Here is a 13,214-nt window from a genome sequence, read left to right as displayed (position 1 = left end):
CGCCGCCGATCCACGAACAGCAACCCCAAACCCACCACCCGGCAAGTTTGGAATCGTAAAAGTCGGGGTCGCCGTGCAGGCGCGCGGTGATCGTCTCGCGCTGCTCTACGAGCCACAGATGCCGAGCATGCAAATCGCACTCGTTGACCGGCCAGTCCGCATGCTCCGCGACTTCATCCGGCGCGGCTTTGATCGCACGCCATAAATTCGCTAGCAGCCCGTCTGCGTCGTTGACCGTCTCAATGCGTGGCTGGTGCGGTCTTGCCAGCAGCACCGCGCCGGAGCCAAAGAACGGCTCGACGTAATTCGGCACGTCGTCGAACGCGGCCCACACGATGTCAGCGACGCGCGACTTGCCGCCCATCCACGGGAACGGAGCGCGCATCGGAGCTGCGATCTCGCTCACTTCCGCACCTCATTATTTGCGAGATACTCAGCCATTATTTCGACGACGCGCGCGACCATTACGATCGGCCACAGCGTCAGGATGCCGGCGCGGCGCATGTCGTTGGCTAGCGTTGATGCCGGCGATAGGCACAGGCACGCCGCCCAGCCGGTGAGGTATGCGACATGCATCGCCGCAATCATCAGATGCGCCCGCGCTCTGCCAGCACGGCGATGATGTCGTTGATCTGCCGCTCTAGTGCGGCGGCGCGATCGCGGTGAGCGTTATTCGACGCTATGAGTGTCGCCTGCCATTCCGGGCACCCGTCCGGCGGCACCGAAGCCCTGCGGCACACGTCGATCTCATCGAGCGCGGCCTGCACGCGTTCTGCGAGTGTCGGCATTCTCATCCCACCATGTAAATGACGTTGACCGTCTGCACGTGCGACGGTGGCGCAAAGAACCGCCGCGCGCCGTCTCCGGGATCGACGTTGTGCGGGGAGTAATCCGGGGTACTCGCTGGCTTGGAAACCGCCGGCCACGGCAGCGACATCCAGCAGGCGTTCTCCGGTGCGACCTTCCGAGCCGACTGGATCGTCAGGCCAGACGCCACGATCTCGATGATACGAGCCGCGTCGTTTGGTCCGCCCGGCCGGCGCACAACGATTGCGCCGCTTTTGCCCAGCCGCCATATGATCGTCGCGACGCTGCTACGAGTTAGCCCGGCAGCGGCCGCTATCTCGGTATTCGTCGGGCAGGGCTTGCCAGCCACAGCGGCGGCGACCAGATGGGCGAGCACGATGTCTGGCTGTATCATGCCGGCGCTCCATTCACCAAACCGTGGATCGTGATGGTGTAGTGTTCGTAATACGGTTGGCCCGAGCGGAGCACCGGCTCGGCTGTCACGGTGGTTACGCCCACAGCTCGCCATGCGTCCTCGATCATGCGGCACAGGATCAGCGCGCCGTCGTGCCTCATGAAGTCATGCGTCTTGAACAGGCTCGGCGGCATCAACGATATCGGCCGGCCGTTCGTTGCGATTTTGGTCATTGATGATCTCCAGTTGGTTGCCCCAGGAATCCCACCCGGCTCGCCGACGCCTCGCGAAAAGCTCGACGTACGGGCCGGCGGCCAGCGCTTCGATGCGCTCGTACTGTTCATCGGGTTTGCGGCTATGCTCGCGGCGCGGGGCGATGATGAGCTTGCGGACACCTGCCGACAGGCGCCGGGGTTTGCCGCGGGTGAACAGGAGGCATTGCTCAGTCTGGCCGCGACCCCAATAGCCAAGGCCGATTGCTGGGCGCCCGTCTTGCGTCGTTTTTTGCCACGTGAAACCAGTCGTCTTAAACCGGAAACCCCACGCGGCCCCGACATCCAGCCCCTCGGGCAGCATGCAGTCCACAACCCAAAGGATCAGCACAGAGTCGCGAGCCGCGATGTCGGCGACCGGAAGCGCCTTGATATCGGCGAGCCCCATGGTTTTGTAATGCCGCTCTGCCAAGCCCTTCTGCCGCACCATCGCGTCCGGGCAGCGGTCTTTTCCCTTGTCGCTCCAGCTCTTGAACGACCACGGCGGATCGGCGAGGATCGCTCCATACCGCCGGCCGCCCGTGAACCACTCACGCACGCCCGCATGCCCATCCGCGGCGAGCCTGCAGGCTTCGTGGTAGGTTGCGAGCGCGTCGTCTTTCGCCCATGCTTCGGTCATCGCGACCCCCCGGCGACGAGCTTGAGCGCCCGCTGCTGCTTCTTGGCCGTAGAGGCCGCGTCTTTAATTCGAGTGTGAGCGGGCGCCACCCCAGAAGCCGCCAGCAACAGCAGCGCCATTGCGTCGGCTTGGTGCTCGTCTTGCGGGTCGTATCCCATCGCCTGTACGCGGCGGATGACGCTGTCCTTGCAGCACCGTCCGCCGAGCCCGAGGGATGTTTTGATCTCTGACGGCGTGTAGCCCGTGACGGGGATACCGCGCCGCCGGGCCCACAGCAGGATCACAGATTCGTAGTGGTAGAGGGGACGCGCGGCCGATCTCAGCCGGCCGATAAACGGCGTCTCGTATGCTGCCGCAGCGACGTCAGGGAACTTGTCCAAATAGTCGGCAAGGCACTCGAGTCTCGCCGCATCGCCTTTCGGGAGGACAAGCGTGGCAAGCGAAACCGTTCCCGGCCATCCGCACGCAAGCCCAGTTCTTGCCCCCGGATCAATCGCGAGGATGGTGCTCACCCTACCCCCTGTAGACGTTGACGGTCAGCATGAAGCCGGCCGCGATGATGAGTGCGTTGCGCCACGTCACCGGCGAGACGAGCGTCTGCGGGATGAAGTGAGCGGCGAGAACGCCCCGGATAGCGCCGAAGACCTGGCCGAAGGCGAACGCCTGAATTGCGCCATCTGTCGGCATGGCGCCGACGCGCTCTATGAAGGCGTGGTCGATATGACCGGCCGCGTCTATGAGCCGGGCGAACTCGTACGTATCAAGCTCGCAGCGCTTCTTGTCGCTCTTGACGACCACGGTTGTCGGCAGGTCGAGCACGAGGACGGGAATGCCATCCGCGATCAGGGCAAAGGCGCCGTTAACGCCTGGGTCACAGCCAAGCACAATCATGTGTCTAGCACCGCGAATAGATCATGCTGCCCGGATGCTGAAGCAGCTCTTTGCAGATCACGAAACTTTTTGGCCTCAGATAGGACAGTGTTCTTTGCTGCCAGCCGTGCCAGCCGCTTAATTGATTTATGATTGTGGATTTCGTCCTTAAGCTCGGCGTCAAGTTCTTTTAGATCGTCGCCAAGCCGGCACGCTTCCTCAAACAGCGCTTTGTACCGCGCAAACGCGGCTGCTTCTGGGGTTTGTGGTTCTGCAGCCGGATGCAAGTGAATAGCCATTGTTTACCTCGAATACACGTTGACGGTCAGCATGAAGCCGGCCGCAATGATGAGCGTGACGATCGTTGCCGCCGGGCCGACTACCCACCGCCAGCCGGCCGGCGAATCCAGCCATGACATGAGTTCGCCGAAGCGGTTGCGCTTGAGCACGATCATGGTCGCCCCCACTTGGAACATGCCCAATCCAGCGACGATCCGCGTTGCACGGCGGTCTCGTAGCCGGGCACGGCGGCGCGCATCTCGTTGCAGTCGATGGCGATCCATCCAGACTCGTGCGTCTTGACGTCGGCGGCGAACACGGCCACGTGCCCCTTGCCGTCTGTCGCGACGGACGCGGCATCGAAGCAGTTGGTGCCGTGGCACCGCCAATCCGGCTCGGCCGCGGTAGCCACGCCGGACGCAAGGGAGAGGACGGCGCAAACCTGCGCCGCCCGCACCACGGGCATGAAATTCAGCCGCATCACATCCCGTCCGCGCGCTGAACCCACTGGTTCGCCAGTTCCCAATTGCCCTGGCGCGCCGCCTCAAAAGCAATTCGGTAGTTCTCACACTTGCCTGAATCGTCGGTCCACTCAAGCAAGCCGAACGCGAACTTATTGCCCTTGAGGCAGCCGCTCGCAGCGGTAGGCGCCTGTGACAGGCCTACCGCATATCCGGTATTCTCGTTCTTGGTCGAATTGCCGCCGGAACTGCCGCCGGTGCCGACCGCCGTGCCGCCTTCAGCCGCGGCGCCGGACTGTGATCCAGCGACGGCCCCGGCAACGGCCTGTGCGCCAGCAACAGCGATTGGGTTGGCTAATGCCGGGCCGGATACGATCGCCAGCAGCGCGCCGGCATAGATGCATGCTTTGTGCACAGTTCTCTCCGTGTATGCGGATAAAAAAATCCCTGCAGCGACCGCTTGCGTCTCTGCAGGGGCAGTTGAGTGGGGAGTAGCCGGCCGAGGGGATCGGCCAACCTTGCCAGCCGAAGCGTCGAGCGGCGGGCAAGCACATAGTGACGGGGGGTCAACCCATCATCAAACAGTTGAACTGCACGCGCTGTGCTGCGGTCATTACATGGCGTTCTCTCGACTACAGGCGCTTGATCCGCCAAATACACCTTGGACGTTGCATATAGCATTTGCCCATCGCCCCGTTGATCAAGCCAGATCCCGCGCTGGGGAGCGCAAACCGGGTCAGAACGCGAAAATGGAAATGTAGGAAACCATGCCGGCGATCGCCGAAACGCCGCCGACGCAACCGAACCACGCAAGCCGGCTCTCGGCTGTCGCCTTCGGAGTGAGCCGCGGCAGATCAACCCGCACGCCGCGCCAGGACTGCGGAGCGTGCAGCGGAACCTGCGGGTGGTCGTCTGCGAGGTATGGCGTCATGCTGCGTCTCCGGCAGGAATGGCGGGCAGGTCGAAAAAGTCTTCCGGCCGAACATGACCGCCGGTTTCGATGCAAATGCGTTCAATAAGCTTCGGCGACGGCACGGCTTCGCCGCGCTCGATGCGAAGCACTTGACTCCGATGGACCCCAAGCCTTGTTGCGACTTGCGCCATCTTGAGGCCTTCCGCCTCTCGCCACTCTCTGAGTTTCATGGGCCAATTGTTGTGCCACACACAACATCAAGTCAAGCCCCTTTCTCCGTTGTGAGCAGCGCAACAATTTTTTCGTCAATCGCCGATTCTCGGTTGACAGATTGTTGTGTGTGGCGCAACATCACTCCCATCAGCGTTATCCCTCGCTGACCCGGCGCAATGCCGGCAACTGCCCCGGCGCGGCTGATCTTCAGCTTCGCCGGGGCGCTTTTCGGGAGTGGTGGGCATGGGTATTGAGATCGCAATTGGTTTGGCATGGCTCGGCATCGTCGGCTGTGCGCTGAGCTTCTTCCGGGGCGCCGGGCGATGAGCGCATTCACCCCCGATTTCGCCCGCGAATGTCGCCAGTTGTGGGATCACCCGTGGTCGATCGCCTACGCGGTGCAGATGGTTGGCGACAACATGGCCCACGATTTCGAATGGCTATGGTTTGCCGGCTGCGGATCAGATCAAGGCGACTGGTTTACCGCCTATGTCCACCCGGAAGCGGAGTGCTGACCATGACCGCGCAAGAGCACGTGCGCGTCGCCGTCGCGCAGCACCGTTGGTCCGATCTGTCGGATTGGGCTGCGGCGCTCGCTGAGCTGACGCAGCTTTCCGACGCCGAGATCGAGGCGATCGCCACTGATGCGCAGAAAGGGTTAGCGGCATGACCATCACATCAGCAGACTTGCCGGCCATTCTTGCGGCGCATGGAAAGTGGCGCCGCGGAGAAGCGGGCGGTGCCGGGGCGAACCTGTCCGTGGCGAGCCTGTCCGGGGCGAGCCTGTCCGGGGCGGACCTGACCGGGGCGAACCTGACCGGGGCGAACCTGACCGGGGCGAACCTGACCGGGGCGTACCTGAGCAGGGCGGACCTGACCGGGGCGTACCTGACCGGGGCGGACCTGTCCGTGGCGGACCTGACCGGGGCGTACCTGACCGGGGCGTACCTGACCGGGGCGTACCTGACCGGGGCGGACCTGACCGGGGCGTACCTGACCGGGGCGAACCTGACCGGGGCGAACCTGTCCGTGGCGGACCTGACCGGGGCGTACCTGACCGGGGCGGACCTGACCGGGGCGGACCTGTCCGTGGCGGACCTGACCGGGGCGAACCTGACCGGGGCGTACCTGACCGGGGCGGACCTGTCCGTGGCGTACCTGCCTGCGTTCCAAATTCCTCAGGAAGGCTCTTTGATTGGCTGGAAAGCCGTCTGCGGCGGGATCGCAAAGTTGGAAATCCCGACCGACGCCAAGCGCACAGCATGCTTGATTAACCGGAAATGCCGCGCCGAGTTCGTGCGGACGCTTGAGCTTGTCGTCGATGGCCAGCCGGAAGCGACTTCGGCGCCCGGCCGTCACGACGAAAAGACGGCATACACCATCGGCGAGATCACGCGGCCGGATAGCTACGACGACGATATCCGCGTCGATTGCACGCACGGGATTCATTTCTTTTTAACCAAATCAGAGGCGGAGAAGTGGTGATGACCATTACCCACTACCCCGACCTGCTGCAAATCTCGGAAGAATGGTTTGCCGCTCGCTGCGGCATGCTCACGGCCTCCGAGATGAAGCACATCATCACGCCGACGGGGAAGCCCGCGAAGAACGAGAAGATGCGGGCGCACGCGTACGAGCTCCTGGCGCAGCGGCTGACCGGATACGTCGAGCCGGCGTACGTCAGCGACGACATGCTGCGGGGGCATGAAGACGAGATCGATGCGCGGCTGCTGTACTCTCAGAAGTACGCTCCGGTGCAGGAGATGGGCTTCATCGTCCGCGACTTCGGCGACTTCAAGATTGGCTATTCGCCCGATGGCCTGGTCGGCGATGACGGCTTGATCGAGATCAAGAGTCGGCGCCAGAAGCTGCAGGTGCAGACGATCGTCGACGGCGAGGTGCCCGGCGAGCACGATGCCCAAATCCAAACGGGCCTGCTCGTCTCGGGTCGCAAGTGGTGCGATTACGTCAGCTACTCGGCCGGCCTGCCGATGGCCGTGTTTCGAGTCGAGGCCGACGAAGATATGCAGGCCGCGATCCTGGCAGCGGCCGAGGCGTTTGAGGATTTTATCGACTGCGCCACATCGCTGTACCACGGCGAAGTGCGCTCCCGCCGCTTCCACCCGACCGCGCGGAAGACAGAAACGGAAATGGTGATTTGATGTTCGCTGAGGACAAGACGAAGGAAGACCTCGAAGACTTCTTGCGCCGCCGGGGATACCGACGATGCGACATTCCCGCCTGCAACTGCGGGTCATTTCATGGCGGACATGCTGACGACCGGCTGCGGGAAATCGGCGACTACATCGAAGGCTGCGGCATGTGGCGCGGCACGATCCTAGATAGCATCAGGTTCGTCTTCCGCAATTACGGCATCGACTCCGAGGACGCAAACTAATGGACATGTCGAAATTCGTAATCCCGAAGTCGGATCAGCTAAACGCCGACGATCTGCTTTCTGGCCCGCGCACGATCACGATCACAAAGGTTTCCGGCACGGGCGCTGCGGATCAGCCGGTAGCGGTGCATTTCGAGGGCGACGACGGCAAGCCGTACAAGCCATGCAAGAGCATGCGGCGCGTGATGATCGCCGGCTGGGGCGTCGATGCCGCGCAATACGTCGGCCGGTCGATGACGCTATATTGCGATCCGAAGGTGGTCTTCGGCGGCATGCAAGTTGGCGGAATCAGAGTGAGCCACATGAGCCACCTGTCTGCGCCGCTCAACCTCGCACTCACCGTCACAAAAGCTAAGCGCGCGCCGTATCGCGTGCAGCCGCTTCAAGCATCCTCGGCGCCCCCCCGAGGCAGTGCCCCGCCGCTGATCTGACAACGAAAGGAGTGACGATCCGAGCGATGCCGGCAGCGGCGGGGACACTATCAACGATGGGACGCGGGCGAGGTCGAGAGGACTGAGATATTCCGCATCCCACTGAGCAACACCGATGGCGAGACGCGGTTTTATTCCCAGGTTCCGGCCTGGTGCGAGGCGCTGGCGTATCTGGTCGATACCGGCGACTGGCACGCTGTATGGGAGGCGAACTCGGCAGCGCACGCCAAGATGGTTGCAAACGATGAAAAACGCGACGATCCAAGGCCACCTGAAGGCGATCGCCGACCACGTGGACGCCACCCGCCGCGCGGTCGAGTTGGAGAAAGGCCAGGGGCATGATGGACGAACACGAGCAGTGCAAGATCGACGAGAACGAATTGCAGGAGGATATGGAAGCCATCCGCGCCCGTGCCGCGACGTGGTTGTTGATGGCCCAACGAGCCGAGGCGGCGGAGGCTGAGCGGGACCGGCTGCGCGAGGCGCTGGCGGATGTGCGTGCAGTCTTCGTGAAGCTACACGAACTATGGGACTCCGATCGCGATGTGCACGCTGGCAAACTGGTGATCGCGTGTCTCGATCCGTCGATCCACTACAACCCGCTTGCGGGTAAGGTTGCGGCAGCTATAGCAAAGGACGAGGAGCGCCTGCCGCGCTGCGCGCAGTGACGGTGAGTGCATCCATCCGGACTGCCCGCAACTGCTCGACGGTGAGCCGGCACGTTCCGGGGCGCTCGTGCCCGCTTCCGTGGGGAGACGACGAATGACCAAGATCAGTGACGCGCGGTTGCGGGAGTTGCGCGAATATTTTGGCGCCGCCGGTGATTGGGTAGCGACAGACACATTGCCGACCACCCATGAAGTTCGGCAGATGCTCAACGAACTCCTCGCCATCCGCGCCGCCCGTGCGCAGTTACCCAGCGACGACATCGACCCTGAAAAGGTCTCTGTATGGTCTCACGCGTACTGGCGGGAGCGGGCGCTGATCGCGGAGAGCATCCGTGCGCCGGAAGGACTGCGGGAGCGGATCGCAGACGGCATTGCAGATGATCGATACGACGAGTCCGTCTCGGCCGGGGCTGTTGCCGACCGCATCCTCGCGCTGCTGCCAGGTCATCAAGGATTCCTTGACTACTGCCGGTCCCGTGATGCCGGAGACGCCGAGCGAGCGGGCATTAGATGCAATCTACGCAGCCGGTGAAAACGATTGTGAGACGCTTTACACGATGCTCCGAGACGCCCTGATCGCCGAGCAGAAGGAGCGCGAGGAGTGACAAGCGCGGCATTCATCGATGGAAAGCTCCGAGAGCACAAGCAGGAGTTGTGCGGCGACCAGGAATGCTGTGGCGAGTGCGATGTCACAGCGCATTACGGGTTCTATGGTGGCTACGGCTTAGGCGGCATGGAGTTGTGCATGCGGTGCGGAGCGATTAGCAACTTTACCGAGGATCGCGACCAGTGAACATTGACGAAGCGGAACAGCGTCACGCGGCTATCTGGTTGGCGCCGTGGTGTAACGAGTGCGATCGGCTGTGCTATTCGGACGGACGGACGTGGTGCTGGGAAGACGTTTACGAGCCGTGCGGAGAGTGCGGGCGTAAGTCGGTGAAGTATGTCTTGGCTGAGGAATCGAAATGAACATCGACGAAGCGGCTAAGGCGACGCGGCGGTGGCTATGTGGTTACGAGTACCGCTGTGGGAGAGATGGGATTGTGGGTGGGTGGTTTACGAGGCGGATAGTCGAATCCGACGATGGCGTTCGGTTCCCGTCTAGGGAAGAAGCCCAAGCCGCCTGCGACCGCCTCAACCTCGCCGCCGTGCTGCGGGCGATCCGCGAGCCGAGCGAGGCTATGGTGACTGAAGCAGAGCGGGCGCACGGCCTGTGGAGGGTTTTGTCGCAGAAGACGGGTGGCGCACCATGATCGACGCCGCGATTAAGGATGTCGAAGGGTGACCAGCGCCGCAAATACCATCGCAAATGGAGGCAGTGATGAGTGACGCTCTGTATGGATTAGGCGGCTTGCGCTTTTGGGGGGAGTCCGAGATTGAGTTGCGCGAAGCGTTCATGGCTAGGTGCGCAGCGGTGGTGCGGCGTACGCTCCTCGGGATTAACCCCTGCGTGGCGGGTGATCCGGGTAGAAGGGCCGTGCCTCGCCCCACGCAGCCACGTCAGTGCCGCTTACGGCGACGATGACGTGTTCCTCACGAACCACCATGCCGGAGGCGACCATTTGTGTCTGCGCGCAGAGACGACCGACAGCAGTTATTCCTGGGCGAGGAAGATGCTGAGCGGCGGGAAGACCAAGCTGCCGCTGTGTGTCTGGCAGGCCGGCAAATCGTTCCGCCGTGAGACTAACGACGGCGCGTCGGCTGCGAAGCTGCGGTTCCACGAATTTTGGCAGCTCGAGGTGCAGTGCATCTACGCGGTCGGCACCAAGGCAGACTATCGGTCGCCATTGATTTCCGCCGTCAGCGCGGAGATCAGCCGGTTTACCGGCCGCCCGATCCGAGTGGTCGAAAGCGAACGGCTCCCGGCCTACTCGACCAGCACGCTGGACATCGAGGTCGACGGAAGGGAGATGGCGTCGTGCTCGATCCGCACCGATTTCTCGGATGGCGCGCTAGTGTGCGAGATCGCGATCGGCCTTGACCGTGTGGTCACGTTTGCCGAGGCTATGCAATTGCAGTGAGCCGGCGCCTTCCCAGCTACCGTGATAGCGGAATCACGATGCAAACTCTGCGTCGTGCTTGTCCCATGTGCTCGCCGAACCAGCGAACAGCGCGGTACATGACATCGGCGAGCCAGAGCTGCGCCGCCGCTTTCCATCCGCCCGTGACCCGCCTCGGAGGCAAGGCGCCGCATCAGTGCCAGGAACAGCAAGTCCGTGTGCTTGCGGCTGATGCGCTGGCCATTCGACAGAAACGCGATGTCGGAACGCATAATCGTGCCCGAGCGAGGCGGCAGAGAACACGCCCCAGCGCGGCACCAGCCAGCCGACGATGCCCGGCCGCGACGCGCCATCCCATCGGGTATGATCGGGGATCATCAGCCGCTCGCTGCGCCACGCGTCATCACCGTCCGTCCGCCATTCCCATGCGATCCACACAGCACGCGCGGTCAACCGGTGCTCGTCATCGCCGGGGATCGAATGCTGTCGAAGTCGCCTTCGATGCGGACGTTACGAAGTCGCACGGGGTGATCCTCCATAGGCAAGGCCGTGAAATAGGCCGTGCAGTAAGCGTCATCGGCTTCGGCGTTCATGCCCCATTGCAGGATCGGCTCATACGGCGCGCAGGCGATCCCGTCTTCCACCCCTTGCGCTCCGACGCATCGACGAGACCAGGCCAGATGGCGATCATTCGCGCGGCTCCCGGAATCAGATTGACGGGCTCATTCAACAAACCCTCCCGCCGCAGCGTCTCGACGATCGCGTCGGCCCAGATGTAGTCGACCGGCTCGAGCACATCGCTCGGCTCGTATCCGCCGCGCATCCGGGCGATAACGTCGATAACCCGCTCAGCGCGGTTCATGATGCGTCATCAAGTGCAGCCTGTAGCTGCGCTAGGGCCTTGCGGACGGCAGAAACAAGCGATGCGTACTTCGCGGCGTCGGATGTATCGACCGGCCCGACTTGCGCATCAGCGACCGCCGCGGCAACCCGAGTTGCGGCTCTGATGACCTTCTCGAACGCGCCGGCGTAATCCGCGATCAACTGCGCCTTGTCGAGGCCGTTGACGACGCGGCGAGCGTTGATGTAATCGGTTCCGCCGGCGTTGATGTAATCGCTGAGTTTCTTGCCGGTGAACAGGCCGCGCGCCATGCCGACGGCCATGATCGCGAAGGCCGTCTTCGGGTCTTTGGCGAGATAGGGATTGCCGACCAGATCAATGCCGAGCAGATCGCCGAAGATCGTGTAGTTCCGCCTGCCGGTAAGCTGCACGTAGCCGCGGCCGCGATAGAGATAGCCGTCGCCCGGCTGCGTATTGCCGAGCGTGCGGCCGATCGTCGTGTTGTACCCGTACTTGTCGAAATACTTCTGCGGCCCTCGTTCCTCGATCGGCTCCCATGTGTCGGCGCATTCGTGCTTCGTCGTCGCCAGCAGGTAGGCGACGTTGCGGATATCAGATGGATCATCCGCCTCGATGAACCCAAGAAGCGTTTCGATCCCGTCAACCTGCGACTGGTTGAGTTTGCCGAACGCGCCGCGGTAGCCGTCAAAGAACGTCTTGCGATCAATGATCACGGCTTGTCCTTCGCAGAATCGGCTAGCGCCAGTGTCTTCAATCGGCTGCCGCTGCTAGAGCCGAAGTAGTAATTAAGGACGATCGTGAACGCGCCGACCACGCCGGAGCCAATCATCATAAAGATCACCTCGGCGTTTTTCTCCGGGATGGTGACGAAGAACAATGCCGCCAGCACGCCAAAGAACCCGATGACCGCTATTGCGGAGAGCACCGCCGGCACCTTGTCTTTTACCGCTATCTCGCGCTTGCGGGCGCTGTCCCTGTCAGCCGCATCGACCTTTAGGCCGTCGAGGCCGAGCTCGGCGATGCGCTGCTGATAGTCCAGGTCCGCCTGGTGCATCGCCGCGATCTGTTCCGGCGTGAGTTGGCCGCCCGCAAGCGCTGTCGAGAGCTTCTGCTCTAGCTCCGGCGGAGAAAGAGCCGCGTGGTCTTCCTCCGGGAACGCCGCATCAAGGATCGCCCGAACGCCCGCATTAGCCAGCGGCCCGAACCCAACGGGCGCCGCCAGGAGTCCGGCAACAGTCGGTGCGATGGCCTTAAGTGTTCCCTTCCAGTCGAAATCGTCGGAGAAGCCGTTGCTCTCTCACTACCAGCCAGATTTGAGCTTTATCAACGCGACTATGGCGCCGACCAGAACGGCGACAAGCGTCACGCCTTGATTGTTATATCTCCAATAGCTTTTTCGCAAACTTTGCGCGGGCATCGTCTGCAATGACATTACGTATTTCAATTTGCTTAATTCTCTCGTCTATGCGAACTCAACCAAAGCGCGATCTTTTCCAGTTTTCGCGCTATCTCTGCTCTGTCCTATCCTCTCTTGCGGATGTGATCGCAAAAAACGCTCGCGAGTTGTTCGACTCAACAGCCGCAGCGTTAAGGTGCGTCGTCTTTATCTCGGTATCGGGGGATCGAACTGCTCAACGCGGTTGGTCATCATCGTTCGCCATCTTATCGCCGGCCGTGGATTTGTGAGGCAATCACAGTCATAACGAAAATTCTCCATTAGGCTATTCTCCGTCAGGACGCCCGCCAGCGTGAATTGAGTTCCGGGCGTTGATTGTAAGCGCGACGGCGGGATCCCACCCGAACGACTCCCAGCCGCCGGCAGTCGCATCGCCAGCATTGTTATTCAGGACCGGCCGCAGATATTGCTTCAGTTGGTCTCGATGGCCATAATCGACGTGCGCACGCCGCCACGCGGTACTGGATCGGCCCGTTGCGAATTGTCCCGCCCGCCATCCACCAGAGGCCGTATTCTCGCAGCGCCTGTTGCTATCGGCGTCGTTATGGGCGTGTTGATGAAACTAAGCGAG

At 62.4% G+C, this 13,214-nt stretch carries 28 protein-coding genes; 10 read left to right on the top strand and 18 right to left on the bottom strand.

From position 1 onward, the window contains the following. From IPK75_20185 to IPK75_20120, 14 genes are all read right to left on the bottom strand, one after another. A partial coding sequence (locus tag IPK75_20185) for a DNA adenine methylase (GenBank protein MBK8200662.1) occupies window positions 1-406 on the bottom strand: 406 nt, incomplete at its 3' end. Beyond that, entirely contained in the window at window positions 403-588 is a 186-nt protein-coding gene (locus tag IPK75_20180) for a hypothetical protein (GenBank protein MBK8200661.1), read from the bottom strand. The genes IPK75_20180 and IPK75_20185, both read right to left, overlap by 4 nt. Then, on the bottom strand, window positions 588-788 hold the full coding sequence (locus IPK75_20175) for a hypothetical protein (protein ID MBK8200660.1): 201 nt from the start codon (window positions 786-788) through the stop codon (window positions 588-590). Before IPK75_20175 ends, IPK75_20180 begins: the two co-directional genes overlap by 1 nt. Before the next feature lie 2 nt (window positions 789-790). Next, on the bottom strand, window positions 791-1,201 hold the full coding sequence (locus IPK75_20170; GenBank protein MBK8200659.1) for a hypothetical protein: 411 nt from the start codon (window positions 1,199-1,201) through the stop codon (window positions 791-793). Next, complete coding sequence (locus IPK75_20165) at window positions 1,198-1,395, bottom strand: hypothetical protein (GenBank protein MBK8200658.1); 198 nt, start codon at window positions 1,393-1,395, stop codon at window positions 1,198-1,200. The genes IPK75_20170 and IPK75_20165 overlap by 4 nt, the downstream gene beginning before the upstream one ends. Continuing rightward, complete coding sequence (locus IPK75_20160; protein MBK8200657.1) at window positions 1,367-2,092, bottom strand: DNA methyltransferase; 726 nt, start codon at window positions 2,090-2,092, stop codon at window positions 1,367-1,369. Before IPK75_20160 ends, IPK75_20165 begins: the two co-directional genes overlap by 29 nt. Further along, window positions 2,089-2,604 carry a crossover junction endodeoxyribonuclease RuvC gene (locus tag IPK75_20155; GenBank protein MBK8200656.1) on the bottom strand — a complete coding sequence of 172 codons (516 nt, stop codon included), beginning with the start codon at window positions 2,602-2,604 and terminating at the stop codon, window positions 2,089-2,091. The genes IPK75_20160 and IPK75_20155 overlap by 4 nt, the downstream gene beginning before the upstream one ends. A 1-nt stretch (window position 2,605) precedes the next feature. After that, window positions 2,606-2,983, bottom strand: a complete 378-nt coding sequence (locus IPK75_20150; protein ID MBK8200655.1) for a hypothetical protein — start codon at window positions 2,981-2,983, stop codon at window positions 2,606-2,608. Continuing rightward, window positions 2,980-3,261 (bottom strand): hypothetical protein, encoded by a 282-nt coding sequence (locus IPK75_20145; protein MBK8200654.1) that lies wholly within the window; start codon window positions 3,259-3,261, stop codon window positions 2,980-2,982. The genes IPK75_20150 and IPK75_20145 overlap by 4 nt, the downstream gene beginning before the upstream one ends. Before the next feature lie 3 nt (window positions 3,262-3,264). After that, window positions 3,265-3,417 carry a hypothetical protein gene (locus tag IPK75_20140; protein ID MBK8200653.1) on the bottom strand — a complete coding sequence of 51 codons (153 nt, stop codon included), beginning with the start codon at window positions 3,415-3,417 and terminating at the stop codon, window positions 3,265-3,267. Beyond that, a complete protein-coding gene (locus IPK75_20135) occupies window positions 3,414-3,722 on the bottom strand; it encodes a hypothetical protein (protein MBK8200652.1) in 309 nt (102 codons plus the stop codon). The genes IPK75_20140 and IPK75_20135 overlap by 4 nt, the downstream gene beginning before the upstream one ends. Then, entirely contained in the window at window positions 3,722-4,117 is a 396-nt protein-coding gene (locus IPK75_20130; protein ID MBK8200651.1) for a hypothetical protein, read from the bottom strand. Before IPK75_20130 ends, IPK75_20135 begins: the two co-directional genes overlap by 1 nt. Window positions 4,118-4,438: 321 nt before the next feature. After that, window positions 4,439-4,633, bottom strand: a complete 195-nt coding sequence (locus tag IPK75_20125) for a hypothetical protein (protein ID MBK8200650.1) — start codon at window positions 4,631-4,633, stop codon at window positions 4,439-4,441. Next, on the bottom strand, window positions 4,630-4,845 hold the full coding sequence (locus IPK75_20120) for a helix-turn-helix transcriptional regulator (GenBank protein ID MBK8200649.1): 216 nt from the start codon (window positions 4,843-4,845) through the stop codon (window positions 4,630-4,632). The genes IPK75_20125 and IPK75_20120 overlap by 4 nt, the downstream gene beginning before the upstream one ends. A gap of 306 nt (window positions 4,846-5,151) precedes the next feature. Between IPK75_20120 and IPK75_20115 the strand changes: the two genes are divergently transcribed. The 10 genes from IPK75_20115 to IPK75_20070 all read left to right on the top strand — a co-directional run bounded on the left by IPK75_20115 (window position 5,152) and on the right by IPK75_20070 (window position 10,346). Further along, a complete protein-coding gene (locus IPK75_20115; protein MBK8200648.1) occupies window positions 5,152-5,343 on the top strand; it encodes a hypothetical protein in 192 nt (63 codons plus the stop codon). A 2-nt stretch (window positions 5,344-5,345) separates the two neighbouring features. Further along, window positions 5,346-5,498: a hypothetical protein gene (locus IPK75_20110; protein MBK8200647.1), complete on the top strand. Its 153-nt coding sequence runs from the start codon at window positions 5,346-5,348 to the stop codon at window positions 5,496-5,498. After that, window positions 5,495-6,313 carry a pentapeptide repeat-containing protein gene (locus tag IPK75_20105; GenBank protein ID MBK8200646.1) on the top strand — a complete coding sequence of 273 codons (819 nt, stop codon included), beginning with the start codon at window positions 5,495-5,497 and terminating at the stop codon, window positions 6,311-6,313. The genes IPK75_20110 and IPK75_20105 overlap by 4 nt, the downstream gene beginning before the upstream one ends. Next, entirely contained in the window at window positions 6,313-6,990 is a 678-nt protein-coding gene (locus IPK75_20100) for a YqaJ viral recombinase family protein (GenBank protein MBK8200645.1), read from the top strand. Before IPK75_20105 ends, IPK75_20100 begins: the two co-directional genes overlap by 1 nt. Beyond that, entirely contained in the window at window positions 6,990-7,226 is a 237-nt protein-coding gene (locus IPK75_20095; GenBank protein MBK8200644.1) for a hypothetical protein, read from the top strand. The genes IPK75_20100 and IPK75_20095 overlap by 1 nt, the downstream gene beginning before the upstream one ends. Before the next feature lie 5 nt (window positions 7,227-7,231). Continuing rightward, complete coding sequence (locus IPK75_20090) at window positions 7,232-7,657, top strand: hypothetical protein (GenBank protein ID MBK8200643.1); 426 nt, start codon at window positions 7,232-7,234, stop codon at window positions 7,655-7,657. A gap of 338 nt (window positions 7,658-7,995) precedes the next feature. Then, window positions 7,996-8,325 (top strand): hypothetical protein, encoded by a 330-nt coding sequence (locus IPK75_20085; protein MBK8200642.1) that lies wholly within the window; start codon window positions 7,996-7,998, stop codon window positions 8,323-8,325. A 94-nt stretch (window positions 8,326-8,419) separates the two neighbouring features. After that, on the top strand, window positions 8,420-8,857 hold the full coding sequence (locus IPK75_20080) for a hypothetical protein (protein ID MBK8200641.1): 438 nt from the start codon (window positions 8,420-8,422) through the stop codon (window positions 8,855-8,857). A 433-nt stretch (window positions 8,858-9,290) separates the two neighbouring features. Next, a complete protein-coding gene (locus IPK75_20075) occupies window positions 9,291-9,578 on the top strand; it encodes a hypothetical protein (GenBank protein ID MBK8200640.1) in 288 nt (95 codons plus the stop codon). Window positions 9,579-9,851: 273 nt separating this feature from the next. Continuing rightward, complete coding sequence (locus IPK75_20070; protein ID MBK8200639.1) at window positions 9,852-10,346, top strand: hypothetical protein; 495 nt, start codon at window positions 9,852-9,854, stop codon at window positions 10,344-10,346. A gap of 428 nt (window positions 10,347-10,774) precedes the next feature. Here IPK75_20070 and IPK75_20065 read toward each other — a convergent pair whose 3' ends face one another. From IPK75_20065 to IPK75_20050, 4 genes are read right to left on the bottom strand one after another with little or no spacing between them, the layout of a single operon-like run. Then, window positions 10,775-10,918 (bottom strand): hypothetical protein, encoded by a 144-nt coding sequence (locus IPK75_20065; protein MBK8200638.1) that lies wholly within the window; start codon window positions 10,916-10,918, stop codon window positions 10,775-10,777. Continuing rightward, window positions 10,915-11,187, bottom strand: coding sequence for a hypothetical protein (locus tag IPK75_20060; GenBank protein MBK8200637.1), 273 nt, complete (start codon window positions 11,185-11,187; stop codon window positions 10,915-10,917). Before IPK75_20060 ends, IPK75_20065 begins: the two co-directional genes overlap by 4 nt. Beyond that, the gene (locus IPK75_20055) at window positions 11,184-11,894 is read right to left on the bottom strand and encodes a hypothetical protein (protein MBK8200636.1); all 711 of its coding nucleotides are present in this window, start codon (window positions 11,892-11,894) and stop codon (window positions 11,184-11,186) included. Before IPK75_20055 ends, IPK75_20060 begins: the two co-directional genes overlap by 4 nt. Before the next feature lie 2 nt (window positions 11,895-11,896). After that, complete coding sequence (locus tag IPK75_20050) at window positions 11,897-12,241, bottom strand: hypothetical protein (GenBank protein MBK8200635.1); 345 nt, start codon at window positions 12,239-12,241, stop codon at window positions 11,897-11,899. Window positions 12,242-13,214: the final 973 nt, after the last annotated feature.

The sequence above is a fragment of the Acidobacteriota bacterium genome (assembly GCA_016712445.1).
GTDB lineage: Bacteria > Pseudomonadota > Alphaproteobacteria > Caulobacterales > Hyphomonadaceae > Hyphomonas.
Note: the sequence above shows the minus strand (reverse complement) of the source record. Positions and strands in the feature narration are given on the sequence as shown.